19 protein-coding genes are annotated in these 20,356 nt (G+C 57.8%); 10 read left to right on the plus strand and 9 right to left on the minus strand.

Translation table 11 applies throughout. From position 1 onward, the window contains the following. Window positions 1-6 precede the first annotated feature (6 nt). Window positions 7-828, plus strand: coding sequence for an outer membrane protein OmpK (locus I6L47_RS19290; protein ID WP_005338635.1), 822 nt, complete (start codon window positions 7-9; stop codon window positions 826-828). A 107-nt stretch (window positions 829-935) separates the two neighbouring features. Here I6L47_RS19290 and I6L47_RS19295 read toward each other — a convergent pair whose 3' ends face one another. Next, window positions 936-1,418 (minus strand): YajQ family cyclic di-GMP-binding protein, encoded by a 483-nt coding sequence (locus I6L47_RS19295; protein WP_005338634.1) that lies wholly within the window; start codon window positions 1,416-1,418, stop codon window positions 936-938. A 200-nt stretch (window positions 1,419-1,618) separates the two neighbouring features. Between I6L47_RS19295 and I6L47_RS19300 the strand changes: the two genes are divergently transcribed. After that, the gene (locus I6L47_RS19300; RefSeq protein ID WP_216948127.1) at window positions 1,619-2,572 is read left to right on the plus strand and encodes a ketopantoate reductase family protein; all 954 of its coding nucleotides are present in this window, start codon (window positions 1,619-1,621) and stop codon (window positions 2,570-2,572) included. Between the two features lie 37 nt (window positions 2,573-2,609). Further along, window positions 2,610-3,170 (plus strand): DJ-1 family glyoxalase III, encoded by a 561-nt coding sequence (locus I6L47_RS19305; RefSeq protein WP_139732941.1) that lies wholly within the window; start codon window positions 2,610-2,612, stop codon window positions 3,168-3,170. A 111-nt stretch (window positions 3,171-3,281) separates the two neighbouring features. Here I6L47_RS19305 and I6L47_RS19310 read toward each other — a convergent pair whose 3' ends face one another. Then, on the minus strand, window positions 3,282-3,488 hold the full coding sequence (locus tag I6L47_RS19310; RefSeq protein ID WP_005338629.1) for a hypothetical protein: 207 nt from the start codon (window positions 3,486-3,488) through the stop codon (window positions 3,282-3,284). Window positions 3,489-3,619: 131 nt separating this feature from the next. Here I6L47_RS19310 and dinB point away from each other — a divergent pair, with 131 nt between their 5' ends. From dinB to rlmM, 6 genes are all read left to right on the plus strand, one after another. Then, the gene (dinB, locus tag I6L47_RS19315; protein ID WP_216949390.1) at window positions 3,620-4,675 is read left to right on the plus strand and encodes a DNA polymerase IV; all 1,056 of its coding nucleotides are present in this window, start codon (window positions 3,620-3,622) and stop codon (window positions 4,673-4,675) included. Between the two features lie 66 nt (window positions 4,676-4,741). Next, complete coding sequence (locus I6L47_RS19320; protein ID WP_064338581.1) at window positions 4,742-6,883, plus strand: methyl-accepting chemotaxis protein; 2,142 nt, start codon at window positions 4,742-4,744, stop codon at window positions 6,881-6,883. A gap of 284 nt (window positions 6,884-7,167) precedes the next feature. Beyond that, window positions 7,168-8,088 (plus strand): transcriptional regulator GcvA, encoded by a 921-nt coding sequence (locus tag I6L47_RS19325; protein WP_005338622.1) that lies wholly within the window; start codon window positions 7,168-7,170, stop codon window positions 8,086-8,088. Beyond that, window positions 8,081-8,710 carry an alpha/beta family hydrolase gene (locus I6L47_RS19330; protein ID WP_216948128.1) on the plus strand — a complete coding sequence of 210 codons (630 nt, stop codon included), beginning with the start codon at window positions 8,081-8,083 and terminating at the stop codon, window positions 8,708-8,710. Before I6L47_RS19325 ends, I6L47_RS19330 begins: the two co-directional genes overlap by 8 nt. A 51-nt stretch (window positions 8,711-8,761) precedes the next feature. Then, window positions 8,762-9,148, plus strand: a complete 387-nt coding sequence (locus I6L47_RS19335; protein WP_058052208.1) for a DUF423 domain-containing protein — start codon at window positions 8,762-8,764, stop codon at window positions 9,146-9,148. Then, the gene (rlmM, locus tag I6L47_RS19340; RefSeq protein ID WP_124930037.1) at window positions 9,141-10,235 is read left to right on the plus strand and encodes a 23S rRNA (cytidine(2498)-2'-O)-methyltransferase RlmM; all 1,095 of its coding nucleotides are present in this window, start codon (window positions 9,141-9,143) and stop codon (window positions 10,233-10,235) included. The genes I6L47_RS19335 and rlmM overlap by 8 nt, the downstream gene beginning before the upstream one ends. Before the next feature lie 82 nt (window positions 10,236-10,317). On the opposite strand, the gene I6L47_RS19345 is transcribed toward rlmM, so the two are convergent. The 7 genes from I6L47_RS19345 to queF form a co-directional block, all read right to left on the minus strand. Next, window positions 10,318-10,776: a hypothetical protein gene (locus I6L47_RS19345; protein WP_005349721.1), complete on the minus strand. Its 459-nt coding sequence runs from the start codon at window positions 10,774-10,776 to the stop codon at window positions 10,318-10,320. Window positions 10,777-10,893: 117 nt separating this feature from the next. Next, a complete protein-coding gene (locus tag I6L47_RS19350) occupies window positions 10,894-11,901 on the minus strand; it encodes an isocitrate dehydrogenase (RefSeq protein WP_005349723.1) in 1,008 nt (335 codons plus the stop codon). Between the two features lie 159 nt (window positions 11,902-12,060). Next, on the minus strand, window positions 12,061-12,861 hold the full coding sequence (gene xni, locus I6L47_RS19355) for a flap endonuclease Xni (protein WP_216948129.1): 801 nt from the start codon (window positions 12,859-12,861) through the stop codon (window positions 12,061-12,063). Between the two features lie 135 nt (window positions 12,862-12,996). Continuing rightward, window positions 12,997-14,352, minus strand: a complete 1,356-nt coding sequence (ppnN, locus tag I6L47_RS19360) for a nucleotide 5'-monophosphate nucleosidase PpnN (RefSeq protein WP_005338611.1) — start codon at window positions 14,350-14,352, stop codon at window positions 12,997-12,999. Window positions 14,353-14,500: 148 nt separating this feature from the next. Continuing rightward, window positions 14,501-16,117, minus strand: coding sequence for a diguanylate cyclase (locus I6L47_RS19365; protein WP_040068492.1), 1,617 nt, complete (start codon window positions 16,115-16,117; stop codon window positions 14,501-14,503). A gap of 83 nt (window positions 16,118-16,200) precedes the next feature. Then, on the minus strand, window positions 16,201-18,483 hold the full coding sequence (locus tag I6L47_RS19370; RefSeq protein WP_005338609.1) for a hypothetical protein: 2,283 nt from the start codon (window positions 18,481-18,483) through the stop codon (window positions 16,201-16,203). Window positions 18,484-18,693: 210 nt separating this feature from the next. Continuing rightward, window positions 18,694-19,542, minus strand: coding sequence for an NADPH-dependent 7-cyano-7-deazaguanine reductase QueF (gene queF / locus I6L47_RS19375; protein WP_216948130.1), 849 nt, complete (start codon window positions 19,540-19,542; stop codon window positions 18,694-18,696). A 204-nt stretch (window positions 19,543-19,746) separates the two neighbouring features. On the opposite strand from queF, the gene syd reads away from it, so the two are divergent. Further along, window positions 19,747-20,295, plus strand: coding sequence for a SecY-interacting protein (syd, locus tag I6L47_RS19380; RefSeq protein WP_103251878.1), 549 nt, complete (start codon window positions 19,747-19,749; stop codon window positions 20,293-20,295). The last annotated feature ends 61 nt before the right edge of the window (window positions 20,296-20,356 follow it).

The raw sequence follows: 20,356 nt of genomic DNA on the forward strand, positions 1-20,356 counted from the left end.
AATAAAATGGCCAAATTTACCAAGACTCTGATCGCTGCCGGTCTGCTGGCTGCTGCCGCTACCCCGGCCTTCGCTGCTGACTACAGCGGTGATATCCACAAGAATGATTTCAAATGGATGCAGTTCAACGTAATGCATACCATTGACCAGCGTCCTTACATGGGCAGCGACTACAACGACACCTACCTGGAAATGGAGTTCGGTGGTCGTTCCGGTATGTTTGATCTGTATGGCTATGTCGATGTGTTCGATATTTTCCAAAGCAGCCATAGCGACAAACACAATGGCCAGAACATCTTCATGAAGTTCGCCCCGCGTCTTTCTCTGGATGCCCTGACTGGTAAAGATCTCTCCTTCGGCCCGGTACAAGAGCTCTACATCGCTACCCTGAACAACGTTGATGACTCCATGATGGAGAACATGATCGGTCTGGGTGCTGATGTACAGGTGCCTTGGTTCGGTAAAGTTGGCATGAACCTGTATGCTCGCCATGCAACCGAAAGTGGCTTCAAGGCCGAAGAGGGTGACTGGAACGGTTATCAGTTCTCCATGAACTGGTTCAAGCCTTTCTATACCTTCTCCAACGGCAGCTTCGTCTCCTATCAGGGCTACTTGGATTATCTGTTTGATAAAGATATCCATGGCGACAACAACCAGAGTGCTAACGGTTTGGGTACTTTCCACGGTATCTACTGGCACTCCGACCGTTACGCAGTTGGTTACGGTCTGAAGTACTTCAACGAAATCTACGGTATCAACAATGGTGCCTTTGGTGGTCTGAACACTACCGGTTTCGGCCACTACTTCTCTGTTACCTACAAGTTCTAATAAAACTTGGGGTACAAAAAACCGGAGCATCTGCTCCGGTTTTTTTATGGCCGCGATTTAGATAGCGTGGCGCGAGTCATCAAGTGCGCCACGGCTGAGTGGATAAATCAGTCGCGGAAGTTCTGGAACTGCATCGGTTGACCCAGTTCGGCGCCACGGACCAGTGCCATGGTCTCTTGCAGATCGTCACGCTTCTTGCCGGTGACACGTACTTCATCACCCTGGATGGCGACCTGTACCTTGATTTTGGAGTCCTTGATCAGCTTGACCAGCTTCTTGGCGATCTCTTTCTCGATCCCCTGTTTGAACTTGACGGTCAGGTGGAAACGCTTGCCGGAGTGAACGGAGTCACCTACTTCCATGGAGCTGTTTTCGATGTTGCGCTTGAGCAGGGCACCGCGCAGGATTTCGACCATCTGCTTGAGCTGGAAATCGGCATCGGCTTCCAGCTTTACCTCTTCCTTGTTCAACTCGAAGCTGGCTTCTACCCCACGAAAATCGAAACGGGTGGCCAGTTCACGATTGGCGTTGTCGACTGCGTTCAACACCTCGTTCATTTTGACTTCAGAGACAATATCGAATGACGGCATAGCCGGAGCTCCTCATGTTGCGTTATCGGGGGGCAAATCTACCAGAAAACGGGCAAATTTGCTGATTTTGATGGGGTTGCTCTGCTAGAATCCCCTGCGCACAGGACGGGTGGACCCGTTAGTGTCCACCAGCGACATCTTCACTTATCCCCGGTAACAGGTTGAGAGGATTGCAACCCTTACCCTGACAGAGTCACACCATGCCAAGCGGATTAAAAAATTCCCGACAGCCCGTTATTCCACCCGTTACTCCGAAGTGGTCACTGTTGGGTTGTGGCGCCCTCGGCGGCGTTTTTGCCTCCCTGTTGACCCTGAGTGGTCAATCCACCCGTGTCTTGTTGCGCGAACATCATAAGTCCACGCTCCATCCGGGGATCGATTTCACCTCGCTGGAGGGGCATGTTCAGCTGCTCAATATCGAGCGCGGGTTTGTCAGCAAACCCGGCAAGATCCAGCGTCTGCTGGTGATGACCAAGGCCAGTCAGGTGATTGCCGCACTGACGCCGCTGGTGGGTAAGCTCGATGCCGGCGTGCCAATCGTGCTGCTGCACAACGGGATGGGCATTGCCGAGCAGGTGGTCGAGATGTTCCCGCACAATCCGGTGATTGCCGGTGTCACCAGCCATGGCGCCATGCAGTGCGGCCATTTTGTCTTCCGTCATACTGGCAAGGGGGAAACCTGGCTTGGCCCGATCAACGATGCCGCCAAGGCCCATGCCGCGCTCGCGGACGAGCTGGCGTTGGCACTGGGGCAGGCTGGCTGGGATGAGCAGGTATTGACGCGCCAGTGGCAAAAGCTGGCCATCAACTGTGCCATCAATCCCCTGACGGCCCTCTACAAGCTGAAAAATGGCGAGCTGGCTGGCCCCCGTTTTGCCGATGCCCTGCAGCAGATCTGCGTGGAGGTGGCGGATGTGATGTGCGCCGAAGGAGTTGCGACCACGGCAGAGGAGTTGCAACGCCGGGTGATGACAGTGGTGGAACTGACCGCTGACAATTACTCCTCCATGCATCAGGATATGGAGCTGGGACGCGAGACCGAGATTGATGCCATCACCGGCTTCCTGTTGGCCAAGGCTGCCCTGCATGGCATTGCCGTACCGGTCAATCAGGGTCTCTATCAGGCGATCAAAGAGAAGAGTCAGGCCGTCTGACCTTTTACATGGCAGAGCAAGCAGCAAGGAGGCGAACGTGAGTGTACTGGTGCTGGTGGCTCCCGGGTCGGAAGAGATAGAGACGGTCGCGATTGTCGATACCCTGGTGCGCGCCAGCATCGAGGTGGTGCTGGCCTCTTGTTGCCCAGCCGGATCCCGGCAGGTGAAGGCATCGCGCGGGGTACAGCTGGTGGCCGATTGTCATATCGACGAGCTGACCCGTCGGGATTTTGAAGCCATCGTGGTACCCGGCGGCTTGCCCGGCAGCGAAGTGATCCGCGATACCCCGCTGGCCATCGATCTGCTCAAAGAGCAGGCCGCTCTTGGCCGCTGGCGCGCTGCCATCTGCGCCGCCCCTGTGGTGGTGTTGCAACATCACGCGCTGCTGGATGGTGCCATCGTCACCTGTCATCCCGGCTTTCAGTCCAGACTGCCGACATCGCAGCTGTCACATGAGCGGGTCGTCAGGGATGAGGCTCATCGCCTTATCACCAGTCAGGGGCCGGGCAGTGCCATCGAGTTTGCGCTTGAACTGGTCCGGGTGCTGCGTGGGGATGAGGTGGCGGCCACTGTCGCTGGCCCTATGGTGCTGCCTTGAGCGCACTCTGCTGCAGAATCCAGCTGGCCATGCTTTGAAAAACGGGCCCCGGTCATCTTGATCGGGGCCCGTTTGTTATCTGCTGTTGTTGGTCACGCCATCTTGTTCGGCTCAGTAGTCGTACTGTGAGCACTGTTTTTTGTTGTACTCAGTTTTCCAGCGTGCCAATTCTTGCTCTGTGCCGAGCTTGTCTCCTTTCTTGATAGCCTGTTCCAGTATCTCAATCCGGTCGTACAGCCAGCGGCACTCTGCCGTCGGGTTGTTCTTGCCGATGCCGGTCAACGGCAGCAAACAGAGTCCCAGCCAAAGATATTTCATCCCGAACGCTCCTTGTCATTGTGGTAGTAAAGGTCTCCTTGGAGTCTACTATTTTAGCCGCAACAAGAGAGATAGAGCTGCGGTTATCCTTGGGGTAAGATGATGTCATGTCTGTTTATTTATACAGTGGTATGCGCAAAATCATCCATATCGACATGGACTGCTTTTTTGCCGCGGTGGAGATGCGGGACAATCCGGCGTTGCGGGAGGTGCCGCTCGCCATCGGTGGGGCCTCCGAGCGGCGCGGCGTCATCTCGACCTGCAACTATGTGGCGCGCCGGTTCGGGGTGCGCTCCGCCATGCCGAGCGCACTGGCGAAAAAACTCTGCCCGCCGCTGGTACTGATCCCGGGGCGAATGGCGGTGTACAAGGATATCTCCCGTCAGCTCAGGGCCATTTTCCTGCGCTATACCGATCAGGTTGAACCGCTGTCACTGGACGAGGCTTACCTAGACGTGACCCACAGCCGCTGCTGTGGCGGCAGCGCCACCCTGATGGCGCAAGAGATCCGGCAAGCCATCGTCACCGAACTGGGATTGACCGCCTCGGCCGGAGTGGCCCCCAACAAGTTTCTCGCCAAGCTCGCCTCGGAGCAGCGCAAGCCTGATGGTCTGTTTGTCATTCGTCCCGACGAAGTGGCCGAATTTGTCTGCCAGTTGCCCCTCGGCAAACTGCCTGGGGTGGGGCGCAAGACCGCCGAGCGGCTGGAGGCCCAGGGGCTCTACACCTGTGAGGATGCGCGGGCCTTGTCGGCACAAGAGCTGTGTAGTCGTTTTGGCAAGCTGGGGGAGATGCTGACGACCCGGATCTGGGGGCTGGATGAACAGCCGGTGCAGGCACACCGGATCCGCAAAACCATCGGGGTGGAGACCACCTTGGCGAGCGATGTTTGTGACGAAGCCGCCTGCCTGACGGTATTGCAGCAACTGCTGCCGGAGCTGGAGCGGCGATTTCAGCTGGCGTGCCCTGCCGAGCAGGTGATGGGGCAGGGGATTAAACTCAAGTTTGCCGACTTCCACCAGACCACAGTCTATCGCAGTCAGGGTGGCTATCAGCCAGCCTTGTTCGTTCCCCTGCTCAAAGAGGGGCTACAGCGGGCACAAGGGCGTTCGGTTCGCCTGCTGGGCTTGGTGGTGGGTTTGCCACAAGAGGGTGAAGTTAATCAACTCTCGTTGGATTTGCTGTGAGAGAGTTAAGTTTTTGTTTATAAAGTCGATAATCTATTCATATCTGTATGACGTAGGAATATTGGCATGAGCGCTCTTTCTGTCCAGGGTCGGATTACCCTGATCGCCGGTTGCTGTTTGTTGGTGACAGCCGCCGCTCTGGTTGCCTCTTCGATTTACAACGCGAACAAGATGCAACAGCAGGTGCGGCAAGCCACCATGCACGAGGCGCAGCAGTCTGCCGAGAACTGGATGAAGGCGATGGGCTCGGAGCAGGCGGCCAAGGTGACCAGCTATCTCGATGAGGCCTATTTCCGCGCCAGTTTGCTGGCGGAGAGCGTGTTGTTCCAGCGCAAGAATGCGGCCGAGAACTTTGTCCATTCGGAGGCGCTGCGCAGCGCCGTCAATCAGCAACTGCACGATGCCGTTGCCTCATCGACCAATCTGCTTGGTGTCTATGCGGTGTTCGAGCCTGACCAGCTGGATGGGGAAGACAGCAACTATCAGGGCTCAACGGCGCTGGGTTCCAACGACAAGGGGCGTTTTTCCAGTTACTGGGCCTATGACAACGGCAAGATAGAGCCGGAAGTACAGAATGAGGATGTACTGGCCGATGAGAGCCCGACCGAGGCTGGTGGCATCGAAAACGAGTGGTATCGCTGCAGTATTCGCACCCGTGCCCTCTGCCTGCTGGAGCCCTATCTGGACGATGTGGGTGATAAACAGATATTGATGACCTCGGTGACGGTCCCGCTGCTGGAGCAGGAGACCTTGCTGGGGATGGTCGGGGTCGATATCTCGCTGGCCACCTTGCAGAGTCTGGTCAGTACCATGGACAAGGAGCTCTATGACGGCAAGGGCAGAATCTTGCTGGTCAGCCACGAGGGGCGCGTGGCGGGAGCCGATGAGTTCGATGTGACCATGGGGCGCGGGTTGGATCAGAAGTATCAGGGGCTGGCCAGCGAGCTGAAAGGCTGGCTCAGTCAGGGGCAGGAGCTGACTCGCTGGAGCAGCGACGGCGCCCTGTTGCAGACCTTTGTCCCGGTATCCATGCGTGGCACCGACCGTAAATGGGGCATCTACATTGAATTGCCACGGGCCGTAGTGCTGGCCTCGGCCCAGCAACTGCAAGATGAGCTGGCCAGTGAGGCCAATCGCAGCGTGGTCTCGCAACTGTCAATCGGGGTGCTGATCTCGCTGGTGGCCCTGAGTTTTATCTGGTTGATGGCGCGCCAGATTGTGGCGCCCATCCGCGCCGTGGTTGCCCGCCTCAAGGATATCGCCAGCGGCGAGGGGGATTTGACCCAGCGTATCGAGATCCAGCGGCAAGACGAGATCGGCGAGCTGGCCAAGTGGTTCAACAGCTTCCTCAACAAGTTGCAATCCACCATCAGTCAGGTGATTGATACCGTCTCCGGTACGCGTAACAGTGCCGAGCGAGCCGCGCAGGTGGCCGAGCGCACCAGCAGCGGCATGCAGGCCCAGTATCAGGAGATCGATCTGGTGGCGACAGCATTTGAAGAGCTGAGCGCCACGGCGTTGCAGGTCTCCGGTAATGCCGGCTCGGCGGTGGCTGCCGCCAACACCACTGACGCCGCAGCGCAAGAGGGCAAATATGTCGTTGCCGACACCCAGGAGGCGATGCGCAAGCTGATGACCATCATCAACGATGCCCAGCCGGTGGTGGAGCGACTCTCCGCCAACAGCGACAACATCAATGACATTCTTATCGTGATCCAGGGAATTGCCGAGCAGACCAACTTGCTGGCGCTGAATGCGGCTATTGAAGCGGCGCGGGCCGGTGAGCAGGGCCGTGGCTTTGCCGTGGTGGCCGATGAGGTGCGCAATCTGGCTGGTCGCACCCAGAATGCCATCGTCGAGATCCAGACTCTGATCAGCCAACTGCAATCCGGTACCGGCGCCGTGGTCAAGGCGATCCGCGATGGTCATGGTCAGGCTGACGAGACGCTCGCCAAGGTGGATCTCTCGGTGCAGGTGCTGGAGCAGATTATCCAGTCGGTCTCCACCATCCATCAGATGAACGAGCAGATTGCCCGGGCGGCACAGGAGCAGAGCCGGGTGGCGGACGAGATCAACCGTAACGTCAGCAACATTCGCGATGTGAGCCACACCATTCGGGCCGAGGCGGCGACATCCGCCGAAAATGGTCGCGAGCTCTCTGCGCTGGCGGATAAACAGCAGCAGCTGGTGGGGCAGTTCAAGGTATAGAAGGGATGAAAAAAGGCGCCATCCAGCTGGAGGCGCCAAACACATTCAGATGACAGACTGGGTCAAACCGGTGAGATTTGAGCCCCTCTTCCCGCAGAGGAAGAAACACAACACCACAATCGCAGTCGAAAGACTCACTAAAAACACATGTAAACCAACACGTAGTAGAAAATGTGAGCCATATGACGACTGATTGCTGGGCGAATTATGTTTATTCACTGGTCGACCCGCAACCGACAAATTATAATGCGCCCCATTAGAAAAACTCATCGTCGGCTGGTGTCATGTCTCGTCGTTTACCCCCGCTCAATGCCCTCAAGGCCTTTGAAGCAGCGGCTCGTCACTTAAGCTTTACCCGCGCAGCAGAAGAGTTGTTTGTGACTCAGGCTGCCATCAGTCACCAGATCAAGGCATTGGAGGAGTATCTTGGCATCAAGCTGTTCCGCCGCAAAAATCGCTCCTTGTTGCTGACCGAAGAGGGGCAGGGTTATTTCCTGGATATCAAGGACATCTTTGCCTCCATCTCTGAGGCGACCGACAAGCTGCTGGCCCGCAGTGCCAAGGGGGCGTTGACTGTCAGTTTGCAGCCGAGTTTCGCCATCCAGTGGCTGGTGCCGCGGTTGGTCAAGTTCAGCGAGCGCCATCCCGATATCGACGTGCGGATCAAGGCGGTCGACCTGGATGAAGGCTCCCTCACCGACGATGTTGATGTGGCTATCTACTACGGGCGCGGCAACTGGCCGGGTCTGCGCTCGGACAAGCTGCATACCGAATACCTGATCCCGGTCTGCTCCCCCTTGCTGCTGACTGGCCCGAAGCCACTGCGCACTCCGCAGGATCTGACCTTGCACACCCTGTTGCACGACACTTCCCGCCGCGACTGGAAGGCGTGGTTCCGCCAGCTCGACATCGATGCGCCCAACGTCAATCAGGGCCCCATCTTCAGCCACTCCACCATGGTGATCCAGGCGGCGATCCACGGTCAGGGAGTGGCTCTTGGTCACAGCGTGCTGGCTCAGCCCGAGATTGAGGCTGGCCGCCTCATCTGTCCGTTCGAGCAGGTGCTGGTGAGCAAAAATGCCTTCTATCTGGTTTGTCAGGAACAGCAGTCCGATCAGGGCAAGATCGTAGCCTTCCGCGACTGGATGCTGGAGCTGGTGGAGCAGGAAGAGGCGCGTCGCAGGGCAAGGCTCGCCGATGCCTGATGTGATCCGCGAGGGGGCAGTTGATGCCCCCGTTCGCATTTTGCTGGCCCACGGGGCAGGCGCGGGGATGGACCATGTTTTTCTTGCCGAGTTGTCACGCCTGCTGGCTGGCCCCGACATCGAAGTGGTGCGTTTCAACTTTCCCTACATGACAAAGCGTGCACAGGATGGCAAGCACCGCCCGCCGGACAGAGCACCTGTGCTGCTAGCCCATTGGCGCGACATGATCCGCGAGTTTGCCCATCCACGACTGTTTCTGGCGGGCAAGTCGATGGGCGGGCGGATGGCGGCGGAACTGTATCGTGAAGGCAAGGGTGAGATGAATGCTGCAGGATTGCTCATTCTCGGGTATCCTTTCCACCCTCCGGCCAAGCCCGACAGTTGGCGAGGCGAGGTACTCAAGCATATTGCAGTGCCAACTCTGCTGTTGCAGGGGGCGCGCGACACCTTCGGTAGTCGCGCCGAACTGGCCGATTTCCCCTTCTCACCCGCCGTATCGGTCCATTGGTTGACCGATGGTGATCATGGTTTCAAACCGCGTAAAGCCAGTGGCGTGAGTGAGCAGGATAATATGCAGCATGCAGCGGCGGCCATCAGCCATTTTGTGGCCCGGCATGGATAGCACGAGAGGGTTGGCTTTATTGCCAGCCTCGATGAGAGAGGGAGAGTGAGGATGCAGATCCATCGACATTGGCTGATACTGGCCGGTCTCTTCGGGTTGACGGCCACCATGCTGGGGGCTTATGGCGCCCATGGATTGGCGGCGACCGGCATTACACCCGAGCGTCTGGCGGCATTCAATACCGCCGTGCAATATCAGTTTTTTCACGCATTGGCCCTGCTGGTTCTGGGCTGGTGTGGTGTGCGCAGCAAGGTGATCCACCTGGCTGGCACCGCTTTTGTGCTGGGGATCATCGGATTCTCCGGCAGTATCTACGCCATGGTGCTGCTTGGCAGCAAGGGGCTGGGGTTGATTACCCCGGCCGGTGGCCTCTGTTTTATGTTGGGATGGGCGGCTTTGATTTGGGCCGGCTGTCGTCTTGGAGGAAAAAATGAATAATCTGCTGCTTTATTGCCGCCCCGGTTTTGAGAAAGAGGCGGCTGCAGAGATCACCGAGCGTGCCGGTAACATGCAGTGCTACGGTTTCGCCCGGGTCAAGGACGACAGCGGTTATGTGATCTTCGAACTGTATGACGAGGAGCAGGCGGACCTGCTGGCTCGCAAGCTGCCATTCCGGGAGCTCATCTTCATCCGCCAGATGCTGGTGGTCACCCATGAGCTGAAGGAGCTGGATATCGCGGACAGGATCTCCCCCATCCTTGAGGCGGTGAGTGACTACACCATTTGCGGTGATCTGCGGGTCGAAACCGCGGACACCAACGAAGCGAAAGAGCTGTCGGCCTTCTGCCGCAAGTTCACCGTGCCGCTGCGTCAGGCGCTGCGCAGCAACGAGATCCTGACCAAGAAGGAGACGCCAAACCGTCCGGTGTTCCACGCCTTCTTCATGGCCAATGATCATGTCTTGCTGGGCTACTCCTATTCGTTCAACAACTCCGGATTCCACATGGGGATCCCGCGCCTGCGCTTCCCGGCCGATGCGCCGAGCCGCTCCAGCCTCAAGCTGGAGGAGGCGTTTTACGTGTTCGTGCCGCGGGAAGAGTGGGATGTGCGTCTCTGCTCAGGCATGAAGGCGGTGGATCTGGGCGCCTGCCCGGGTGGCTGGACCTATCAGCTGGTGCGTCGTGGCATGATGGTGACGGCGGTCGACAACGGCATGATGGCCCAATCCCTGATGGATACCGGTCAGGTCAAGCATATCCGGGATGACGGTTTCGTCTGGCGTCCGAGCAAGAAGAACACCTACTGGCTGGTGTGCGACATGGTCGATAAACCGGCTCGGGTCGTTCACATGATTGCGGACTGGTTCCGTGAGGGTGACTGCCAGGAGGCGATGTTCAACCTCAAGCTGCCGATGAAAAAGCGTTATGCTGAATCGGTACACAATATCGAAGTGCTGCGCGAGATGCTCAAGGAGATCGACAACGCGTTCGTGATCCAGGCCAAGCAGCTCTATCACGATCGAGAAGAGATCACCGTACATGTTTACAACAAGTACTGGGTCTCCAAACTCGAGCCCAAGGCGTGATGTAGCCGTTCAGCCCGTACGATAAATACCAAGGCCGACAGGGAAACCTGTCGGCCTTTTGCTATTCGGCTGCCGGAAAATATCAGAAACGGTAATCGAGGCGCAGGGAGGATTCGTCGTCGGTCACCTTGATCTCTATCTGCAGCGGGATGGTTTTGTCGACCGGATTGAATTGCATCTTTATCCCGTCTCCTCTCAGCCTGAGGGCGGTGTTCATTCCGCCAGCCTTGAACTTGACCTTGGGTCTGAAGCGTTCAACCGACAGACTGACGCTCTTTTCCGGGGTCAGATTGAGCTGCGGGTAGGAGGTGATCTTTTGATTACCAAAGTTGTCGGTGGAGACTTCAATACCAAACGACAGGGGTTTGGGCGCTTTTAGCAGGTCGTTGGTATTCAGGCTCGAGCGCCATACCTCGGTGGCAGTCCGTTTTTCCTGCTGTGGCAGTTTGGCGGTTTGGGTCTGTTGATCCTGCTCGAAAGCACTGGCAGTACCACACACTAGCATCAGGCCCGACACCAGATAGCACCCGTATCCCTTCATGAAAAACACTCCCTGTTCTTTTTCTCTATTGAACATAGTTGCTGTTTAGGGAGTGGAAAAGGATTCGGAAATATAAAAAAGGGAGCAGAAGCTCCCTTTTAAAATCAATGAATTAACTCACAGGCGATCGATGATAGCTTGGGTGAATTCGCTGGTGGAAGCCGTTCCACCCAGATCGCGAGTGACCCGATCACCGGATTCGATGGTGGCTCGTACTGCTTCGCGTATCCGCTCTGCTTTATCCTGCATGCCGAGGTACTCCAGCATCTGGATGGAGGCGAGGATCACCGAGGTCGGGTTGGCAATGTTCTTGCCTGCAATGTCGGGGGCAGAGCCGTGGACCGCTTCGAAGATGGCCGCGCCATCGCCGATGTTGGCGCCGGGCGCCATGCCAAGGCCGCCAACCAGACCGGCGCAAAGATCCGAGAGGATGTCGCCGAACAGGTTGGTGGTGACCATGACATCGAAACGCTCCGGGTACATCACCAGGTTCATGCAGGCGGCATCGACGATCATCTCTTCGCTCTGGATATCCGGGTAGTGGCTGGCGATTTCACGGGCTACTTCGAGGAACAGGCCGGAGGTCGACTTGAGGATGTTCGCCTTGTGGATGATGGTGACCTTCTTGCGCCCTTCCTGACGAGCCAGCTCGAAGGCGAACTTGACGATGCGCTCGGCCCCTTCGCGGGTGATGATGCTCATCGCCTCGGCACTCTTGTTGTCATCACTGCGCTTCTGACCTGCACCCGAGTACATCCCTTCGGTGTTTTCACGCACTGTGATGATGTCGATGTTGTCGTAACGGCTTCTGGTGCCCTTGAAGGAGATGACCGGACGCACGTTGGCGTAGAGGTTGAACTTCTTGCGCAGGGAGACGTTGATGGAGGTAAAACCGCCGCCGACCGGCGTGGTCAATGGCCCTTTCAGGCTCACCTTGTTCTTCTCAATCAGATCCAGGGTAGCCTGGGGCAGCAGCTCGCCATGCTTCTCGAGGGCAACCAGACCCGCATCAGCGTATTCGTACTCAAAGTCACAGCCCGCATGGGTCAGGATCTGGATGGCTGATTCAATGATGCTGGGGCCGATGCCGTCGCCGGGGATCACGGTAATTTTTCTTTTGGACATGAGAGGGTTCCACTTCCAGGGTATAGGGGAGGATGGGGCTGCTTTATAGCATTTACTCAGCAAACCAACCACATTCCTTTACATTCTACTCACTTTTATCAACAGCGAGGGTGAGTCTCGTCATGGTTCACGCCCTTGCCTGCATTTTTGTTCGGCACTTTAGTCTGGCTGGGGCGGGTAGCGAATGTCCCGCAGGTTGAATCCCAGCGGAATATCCTGCTGCAAGCGTACCAGCCGCTGGGCCAGCAGGGCTTCATCCTGATGTTGGCGCAGCTTGAGCAGTGGCTTGGCGGCGTCCTCTTGCTGACAGGCTTCGAGCATGGCTGCCAGATTGCCATATTTCTGCAACAGCTGGGTGGCGGTCTTGGGGCCGATCCCCGGAACCCCCTTGATATTGGAACCGCTGATACCGGTCAGGGCCCAGAAGTCGACCAGCTGAGCAGGGGCTACCCCATATTGCTGCTGGACGAAGGCCGCATCCAGCCAGCGCTTGTTGAAGTAGTCGCGCACCCGGATCTGCTGGCAGATCAGTTGGCAGAAGCCCTTGTCGGTGGAGATGATGGTCGCCTGATGGCCATGGCTGGCGATGCCGCTGGCGAGGGTGGCGATAAGGTCATCCGCTTCATCGGTCTCGGAGAGCAGGGCATCGACCCCGCACTCCCAAAAGGCATCCTGCAGGGTCGCCAGCCCTTCACGCAGTTCGGGGGGCATGGGAGTTCGCCCCTCCTTGTAGGCCGGATAGACCTCCTTGCGCCAGCTATGCACCTCGCCATCAAACACGGCAATGACATGGGTCGGCTCGCTATTGGCCAGCAGCTTGCGGCAGGTATTGATAAGGTTGGCGCGGGTTGCAACCAGCGCCTGGGCAGGGGTCAGTGCCTGCTGGGCCTGTACCGCGTGCAGACGGCGAATGAGGTTGAGGGCATCGATGATGAGCAGGTGTGGCCGGATAGTTGACATGGGGCACTCTTGGCGGTCGGGACGCCCCATTGTAACAAACCGCTCGCCTTATGGGGGATTGATGGCGGTCGGGAAGGCATAGCGCCAATAAAGAGGGGCGCCGATGCGCCCCTCTGTCGATGATGTATCTGTACCCTAGCGGACGATTTCGTAGCAGGGCACATACTGGCTGCCCGGCAGCTTCATCCGCTGCTGCTTGACGAAACTCTCCAGCAGCTTGTCCATCAGGTGCATCAGCTCCTTGTCACCGTGCAGCTTGAAGGGGCCTTTCTTCTCGATGGCGCGAATGCCCCCTTCCTTGACGTTGCCGGCGACGATGCCGGAGAAGGCACGACGCAGGTTGGCGGCCAGCAACTGGGGCGGCTGGTTGCGGTGCAGATCCAGACTGGCCATGCTAGCGTGATCCGGTTCGAAGGGGAGCTGGAACTCCGGCTCAATCTTGAGGGACCAGTTGAAGGAGTAGGCATCGCCGACCGATTTGCGGTATTCGCGGATTTTCGGCATCGCTTCTTTCATCACCCGGGCCACTTCCGGCGCATCGCCGACAATGATCCGGTAGAGCTTGGTCGCCGGTTCACCGAGGGTCGCCTTGATGAAATCGTCGATGGCACGGAAGTAGTCGGCACTCTCTTTCGGGCCGGTCAGGATGATGGGCATCGGCTGCCGCTCGTTGGCCGGATGCATCATGATGCCGAGCAGATAGAGCAGCTCTTCGGCGGTGCCGACCCCGCCCGGGAAGATAATGATGCCGTGGCCGAGGCGTACGAAGGCTTCCAGCCGTTTCTCGATATCCGGCAGGATCACCAGCTCGTTGACGATGGGGTTGGGTGGTTCGGCCGCGATAATGGAGGGTTCGGTGAGGCCGATGTAGCGCCCGTTGCGCACCCGCTGTTTGGCATGGCCGACGGCGGCCCCCTTCATCGGGCCCTCCATGGCGCCAGGGCCACAGCCGGTACAGATGTTCAGCTCACGCAAGCCCAGTTCGCTGCCCACGGCGCGGGTGTACTGGTATTCGATCTCGTTGATGGAGTGGCCACCCCAGCAGACGATCAGGTTGGGATCGGCGCCGGGCAGGATCACCTTGGCGTTGCGCAGAATGGCGAACACCACGTTGGAGATATGAGTGGAGTTGGTCAGATTGACCTGGCGGTTGGACTCGAGCTGATTGGAGACATAGAGAATGTCGCGCAGCACCGAGAAGAGGTGCTCCTGAATGCCGCGAATGATCTCGCCATCGACAAAGGCGTGCTCGGGGGCATTGAACAGTTCCAGCTTGACCCCGCGCTCGCGCCGGATCACATGAATATCGAACGATTTGAAGCGCTCCAGGATCTCCTTGGAGCTGTCGGTATGGCTACCGGAATTGAGCACTGCCAGCGAGCAGTTGCGAAACAGTTGATAGATATCGCTGGAGGCAGTCTGCTTGAGGCGATCCACCTCAAGCTGTGACAGCAAATCCATGCTGCCGACGGGATTGATGTGCGTAATCATAGGTTCCCCTTTACTCACTTGTTATCGTTGTGTTTTTCCCTGGGGAGAAAAGGGGACGCTATGTTGCATCCCCTGAGATCGATAGTAGTGGTAACAGAGGGTGGAGGGAAATAGGGCGACGACTGTTCGCTGTTTTTTTAGCCGCTTGTCAGGCCAGTGTCACTTGATCCCGACCGGTGTGCTTGGAGTGGTAGAGCGCCTTGTCCGCCCGCTCGAACACATCTGACGGGTTGTCCCCATCCTTGAACAGGGTTGCACCGATGGAGATGGTGATCTCCACCTTGGCATCGCGAAAACGGAACGGGATGCTCTTGATGGTCTGGCGCAGGGTCTCCAGCGGCTTCTGGAACTTGTCCGGGTTGATATTGGGCAGCAACACCACGAACTCTTCTCCACCAAAACGGGCGATGAAGTCGGTGTCACGCAGCGCACTCTGCAGCGCCTTGGCGACCACTTTCAACGCCTTGTCACCCGCCATATGGCCGTAGTTGTCATTGATGTTCTTGAAATGATCGATGTCGATGATCGCCATGCAGAGCGGAGTGCGGTAACGAAGCCAACGTTTGTACTCCTGCTCCAGCCGTTCATCGAGGGCGGCCCGGTTGTGTACCTGGGTCAGGCTGTCGAGGAACAGCTTGTGCTTTTGAATGGTCAGCCGCTTCTTGTACTCGGCGGTCTCCTCCTTCATCAAGCGCAGCTTGGACTCCATGGTGGAGAGGCGGGTGAGCAGGTGACGCTCTCGCGCCGCTGTGCTGTCACGCTCTTGCAGCAGCAGGTTGATGGCGCCCATATGGCCGGAGATGGCGCGCTTGAGCGCATCGATGGAGTTATGGCTGGCTAGGGAGTGATCGATCGCCTGCAACTCGTTGACCAGCGCCTCGCGGGTCTCGCGGGTTTCATTTTGCAGCGCACGCCCCTCATCGAGGGATTCGGTAAACCCGACATGTACCGCGGACAGGCTCTCGTTGAGGGAGCTGAGGAAGGCGCGGGAGGCTTTACGCTCCTCACGGGTGCCTTCGATGATGAGCTCGATCACCTGCAGGCAGGTTTCCGCCAGCAGGGCAGGGTTGATCCCGATCAGCAGTTGGCGGCGAATATCGCTCAGGCTTTCGCCGATGGCGCCGGCAAAGTCGAGTTCGGTGATAAGCCGCTGCAGCTCATCGGCGATACGGGCGTGATCCTTGAGATCAAACGGGTCGACATCGGGCTGGCCATCGTTGCTGGCAGTATCGCTTTCTTGTTGAGTTGCACCTGAAGGTGCCAACAGGGGTTGGCTTGGCAGCAGCTGGATCTTGATCGCCTGCTGGTAGAACTCCAGCAGCTTGATCACCTTTTTCTGGTGATCGGCAATGCCGTAACCGGCGGGACTTGCCAGAAATTCCTTGAGGGACTTGCGGGTCTCTTCCGGGAAGCCCTTGATGTTTTTCAGCTGTTTGGAACCAAGTTCGATGGCGGTCTGGGTCAGGGTGATCGACTCTTCCAGCGCATTGCTGTGCTGCTGCAGCAGTTTTTCAATGGCCAGCAGATCCTCGTCTAGCGCGGTAAATGCGGGGTTGTTATCCAGTTTCTGCTTGAGCTTGGCGAAGCGATTGTCCAGCTCGCGGTCGAAGCCACGGCAGGAGAGCATCAACTTGTTGATAAACTGAATACCGCGAGCACGCTCTGCATCGGAAAACGACAGCACGCCGTCGAGTTCCAGCTGTTTCTGCTGAAGGGATTCCCTGAGTCTTGCCAATTGTCCTGCTACGGCAGCGATGTCATTCATTATCAGGTCGCCCTGTTGTCATTATTGTTTTTGGTGTTGGATAGCAACAGTGGTCGAACTTGGTTTCGATCCTCGCCTGTTATCTACATTATTTCCTGGTGGTTATCGGCTGCCGGCTTCCTTGCAAGGCTGGGCCAATTAACCCATTGCTTTTCATGAGAAGAATTGACTTTTACCAGTCCCTTGTCAATTGCCATCAGGCCGCATTGCCACACATCTCCATTAAAAAATGCCGCTTGTTGGCAATCGATCGCCGCCAGCTCCAACCAGGCGTTTTGCTGGCATTTTTCACTGAGCTGAATGGCTCCCGACAGGGCGAGATAGCAGAGGTCAAACAGGCCATTGTGATCGAGCGCGGTCGCCGCTTTCGGCAGGAAGGGGTGACTGACAATCCCGAGGCTGATCTGGCGATCCAGCGGATAGTTGCAAGGGAAGGCGGCGATGGCGGTCAGCAGGTCTCCCGCCAGTTGATGCAGGTTGGTGACGTGGCGCTGTGGCACCACATAGAGCATGTGTCCTTCACGCAAGTCATAGATACGGCCATCTTGCGGGGTCAGGGTGTCCATATAGGCACCGAAGGCCTGCTCGATTTCTCTGCTGGCCTGATAGCCGTGGCGCTCCAGCGTGTTGACCAGGAAAGGCACCCGGAACAGCAGATAGTGCAGCTTGTCATCGAACTCGCTGGAGGGCTGTTCACTGAGGTACCAGCGATCCGATTTCAGCTGGCGCTTTGCCATCTCCCGCGGCCAGCGGTTCATCAGCCGCTGCCAGTTGGCCAGCCCCGAGCGTGGCTCGATCAGCAGGGCCTCATTGGTCCGTTTCAGTTGCAGGCGGGCAGTACGCAGCTTGAGCCAGAGGGTGAAGAAGAGGTAGATAAAGAGCGCCAGCAGCAGGCTGGTGGTGATGCTCGACCAGAGATAGCGCTCCTGCTGATGTTGGCTGTTGTTAAGCCGCTGCTCCAGCTCCTTGATATGTTGTACCCGCTCGACCTGGACATAGTTGTCGCGGATCGCCGCCTGCTCCATGGCTTGCTCCTGCTGGCGCACCTCTTCGCCAAGACGGTGGAAGCGCTTGTAGCTGTCGAGAGCCTGACGCAGATACCCCTTCTGCTCATAGGCCAGCGACAACAGGCGGAATACCTCGTACTGACGGCGGGTATCGCCGAGCTGATTGGCCAGCGCGCGGGCGTTCTCCAACTGCAGGATGGCGATGGCGGCCTCCTGCTTCTTCAGATAGAGCTCGCCGAGCAGCAGCAGGGTATCGATCAGCGGCTCTTTGGCATCGCTCAGCTCATGGGACTGACGGGCCGCATTGAGGTAGTTGCTGGCCAGCGAGAGGTTGCCGCTTTGCAGGTAGGTTTTGCCGATTTCGTATTTGAGCAGGGAGGCTTGCGGTCTGTTGCTCCCCTCATCGAGCAGATCCAGCGCATTGAAGAAGTAGACCAGCGCCATATTGAGGTCGCCCTGCTCGCGGTTGAGTCGCGCCAGCACCATGAGGGAGTCGCACAGCAGGGAGGGGTTGCCGATGGAGTGGAAGTAGTTGGCCGCCTCATTGGCATACTGCAGCGCTTTCTGGGGCTCCTGCTCCTGCTGGTAGAGTTTCACTATCTGGTTCGACAGCAGGCCGAGAAAGAGCGGGTCATTGAGGCTTTTGGCCTGTTGCTGGGCATCGATATATTCCCCCAGCGCCAGCTGTGGCTGCTGCAGCGCGCGATAAAGGTCGCCGCTGATGGCGCTGACCCAGGCACTGGCGAGGGGATTGGGGGTCTTGGCGGCCCAGATCCGCGCATCTGCCAAGTGGGCCTTGGCATCATCGAAGTGCTGGTTCTCGATGTCGTAGCTGGTGCGTTGCAGACGGCCATAAATCTGGAGCTGGCTCTGCTTGAGCGTGGGGACGGCCAGCTGTTCGTCCAGTTGATCCATCAGGGCGCGGCTGGTGCTCTGGTTATCCGGTTTGAGGGCCTGACTGCGGATTTTGAGATAGAGGCCGTGGGCCTTGAGTTCCGGTTGCCGCTCTTTGTCTGCCAGCGCCATCGCCTTGTCGAGCGCTTGCTGGGTGGCCTGATATTGGCCCAGTTGCAGCAGACACTCCCCTTTGAGCAAGTGGGCGCCTATGGTCTGGGCCGCCGTGCTGTAGCTCAGGATGGGTTCGCGATAACCGAACTCCTGGCGATTGCTGATGATTTGCTGGGGATTATTGGCTGCGCGCGTCAGGAAGGCGGTGGTGATCTGGACGCATCTGGCAGGATCGGTCAGTACCATCGATTGCGCTTGTTGCAGATCGATAGAGAGTTGCTCCTTGTCCAGATCCAGATTCGGAGCTGACAGGGAGGACATCATCATGGCCAGAAAAAACAGTTGATTCATTGGATTAAGGACGGCGCAGAGGTGTTGGCATGTTATCCAAGCCCCCCCCTGCGAGTCCAGCGTTTACTGTGGTTTGCTGGTGGCCGGCAAGTGGGTTTCGTCTGGATTTTATTATCCAGCACCCTTATCCCTGCTGCGTAAAGCATCGATTGAAACCTTTTTGCCAGTCATGGAGGGCAGTACGACTGCCCTCTCTGTCGCAACTCGACTTTATTGGCGGATCAGACGCAAGTTGGCGGGCACGGCTTCGAAATCGGAGCGGAACGGGTTGATGTCGAGGCCGCCGCGGCGGGTATAGCGGGCATAGACGGTCAACTGTTCAGGCTGGCAATAGTGCTTGAGGTCGATAAAGATCCGCTCGATGCACTGCTCGTGGAACTCGTTGTGCTGGCGAAACGAGATGAGATAGCGCAGCAGCTTCTCCCGATCGAGTTTCGGCCCCTTGTAGCGGATCACCACAGAGCCCCAGTCCGGTTGGCTGGTGACCAGACAGTTGGATTTGAGCAGGTGGCTGTGCAGGGTCTCCTCGACCAGCTTGCTACCGGCTGCCCCTTGCAGCAGGGACGCATCAAACTCGTAATTGTCTACCTCGATATCCTGCTCATCGATGCACTCGCCAGGCAGCAGGGCAATCTGGTGCGGCGCCTTGTCGAGGGGGAACAGGGTCACCTTGACAGCCTCGCCCGCACAGGCACTCAGATCCTTGGTCAGCATGGCGGCGACTGCCTCTATAGAGTCGCAACGGGTCTGGTTGAAGGAGTTGAGGTAGAGCTTGAAGGATTTGGATTCGATCAGGTTCGCACTGGTGGCCGGGATGGTCACTTCACCCACCGCCACCATCGGCTTGCCCTTGGCATTGAGCCAGGAGAGCTCATAGAGGGTCCAGACATCGCAACCGCTAAAGGGCAGGTCATCGCCCAGTTGGAGATCATCCCGGTTCAGGCTACGTGGAACCGGCTGCAGCAGGGAGGGGGTGTACTGGCTGATGTAATCGGATTGCTGGCCCAGACTCAGGCCGGTCAGGGCGCTGGCCCCGGCGTATCTATCTTGTTTGCTCACAGGGTTGCTCACGTAATGTGCTCATGATGAGTGGAATGAAACGGGCCATTGCAGGGCCGGATGGTTGCAGCCGTTTGGCTTGGGCGTCGGCCTCTCTGTATCCTGGGTTCTGTTTCTCGGGTCGCAAGGTCGGCTGGCAACCTTGTCTGTTACCGGGTTTGGTGGTGCAATAGCGGACTTTGCCAGCAATTGTGGGGATTTTCGATGTCGGATCAAGTTTTGTCTGCCCTAGAGCACTTTTTTGCCCGCTGGCAACGGGATGGCGAGGCCAGACGAGGCCTGCCCCTGTGCGAGTGGGAGGCGGACTGGCGTTCCCCCTGCCAGCTTGGTGAGCCCGCCGATGGTCGGGTGGCTTGGCGTCCTCACCATCGCTCCGAGCCCGCCGACTTTACAGCCATGGCCGATGCCCTTGAGCTGACAATTCATCCCAGTGCCATTGCCCTATTTGGCCACTGGTTCAGTCGCCCTATCCCCTGCCTTTTCAAGGGGCTGCGCCTTGAACTGATCTTGCCGTGGAACGACGCGGATCTCGACCTGCTCAGGGAGAACCTCATCGGCCACCTGCTGATGCTGCGCAAGCTAAAACGAACCCCCTCCATCTTTATTGCCACCACCCGCAACGAGATGACGCTCATCTCGCTGGATAACGAGAGTGGTCAGGTTTGGCTGGAGTGGCTCGATTCCGGCCGCCGTCTGCCGTTGGCTCCCTCCTTGCCGGCGTTTCTTGAACGGTTGGAGACGTTGCCGCAATAGCGTCTGTCCGAGCCACCATCGCTTGGCGGAACAGATATCGAAACAAAAAGCGCCTTGTCAT

It is taken from the genome of Aeromonas sp. FDAARGOS 1417, assembly GCF_019046985.1.
In the GTDB taxonomy this organism is placed as follows: domain Bacteria; phylum Pseudomonadota; class Gammaproteobacteria; order Enterobacterales; family Aeromonadaceae; genus Aeromonas; species Aeromonas veronii.

Excerpts from the sequence above, each read along its gene's own strand:
- I6L47_RS19290 (WP_005338635.1), top strand. The coding sequence starts at position 7 with ATGGCCAAATTTACCAAGACTCTGATCGCTGCCGGTCTGCTGGCTGCT.
- I6L47_RS19295 (WP_005338634.1), bottom strand. The coding sequence starts at position 1,418 with ATGCCGTCATTCGATATTGTCTCTGAAGTCAAAATGAACGAGGTGTTG.
- I6L47_RS19300 (WP_216948127.1), top strand. The coding sequence starts at position 1,619 with ATGCCAAGCGGATTAAAAAATTCCCGACAGCCCGTTATTCCACCCGTT.
- I6L47_RS19310 (WP_005338629.1), bottom strand. The coding sequence starts at position 3,488 with ATGAAATATCTTTGGCTGGGACTCTGTTTGCTGCCGTTGACCGGCATC.
- dinB (WP_216949390.1), top strand. The coding sequence starts at position 3,620 with ATGCGCAAAATCATCCATATCGACATGGACTGCTTTTTTGCCGCGGTG.
- I6L47_RS19320 (WP_064338581.1), top strand. The coding sequence starts at position 4,742 with ATGAGCGCTCTTTCTGTCCAGGGTCGGATTACCCTGATCGCCGGTTGC.
- I6L47_RS19325 (WP_005338622.1), top strand. The coding sequence starts at position 7,168 with ATGTCTCGTCGTTTACCCCCGCTCAATGCCCTCAAGGCCTTTGAAGCA.
- I6L47_RS19330 (WP_216948128.1), top strand. The coding sequence starts at position 8,081 with ATGCCTGATGTGATCCGCGAGGGGGCAGTTGATGCCCCCGTTCGCATT.
- I6L47_RS19335 (WP_058052208.1), top strand. The coding sequence starts at position 8,762 with ATGCAGATCCATCGACATTGGCTGATACTGGCCGGTCTCTTCGGGTTG.
- rlmM (WP_124930037.1), top strand. The coding sequence starts at position 9,141 with ATGAATAATCTGCTGCTTTATTGCCGCCCCGGTTTTGAGAAAGAGGCG.
- I6L47_RS19345 (WP_005349721.1), bottom strand. The coding sequence starts at position 10,776 with ATGAAGGGATACGGGTGCTATCTGGTGTCGGGCCTGATGCTAGTGTGT.
- I6L47_RS19350 (WP_005349723.1), bottom strand. The coding sequence starts at position 11,901 with ATGTCCAAAAGAAAAATTACCGTGATCCCCGGCGACGGCATCGGCCCC.
- xni (WP_216948129.1), bottom strand. The coding sequence starts at position 12,861 with ATGTCAACTATCCGGCCACACCTGCTCATCATCGATGCCCTCAACCTC.
- ppnN (WP_005338611.1), bottom strand. The coding sequence starts at position 14,352 with ATGATTACGCACATCAATCCCGTCGGCAGCATGGATTTGCTGTCACAG.
- I6L47_RS19365 (WP_040068492.1), bottom strand. The coding sequence starts at position 16,117 with ATGAATGACATCGCTGCCGTAGCAGGACAATTGGCAAGACTCAGGGAA.
- I6L47_RS19370 (WP_005338609.1), bottom strand. The coding sequence starts at position 18,483 with ATGAATCAACTGTTTTTTCTGGCCATGATGATGTCCTCCCTGTCAGCT.
- syd (WP_103251878.1), top strand. The coding sequence starts at position 19,747 with ATGTCGGATCAAGTTTTGTCTGCCCTAGAGCACTTTTTTGCCCGCTGG.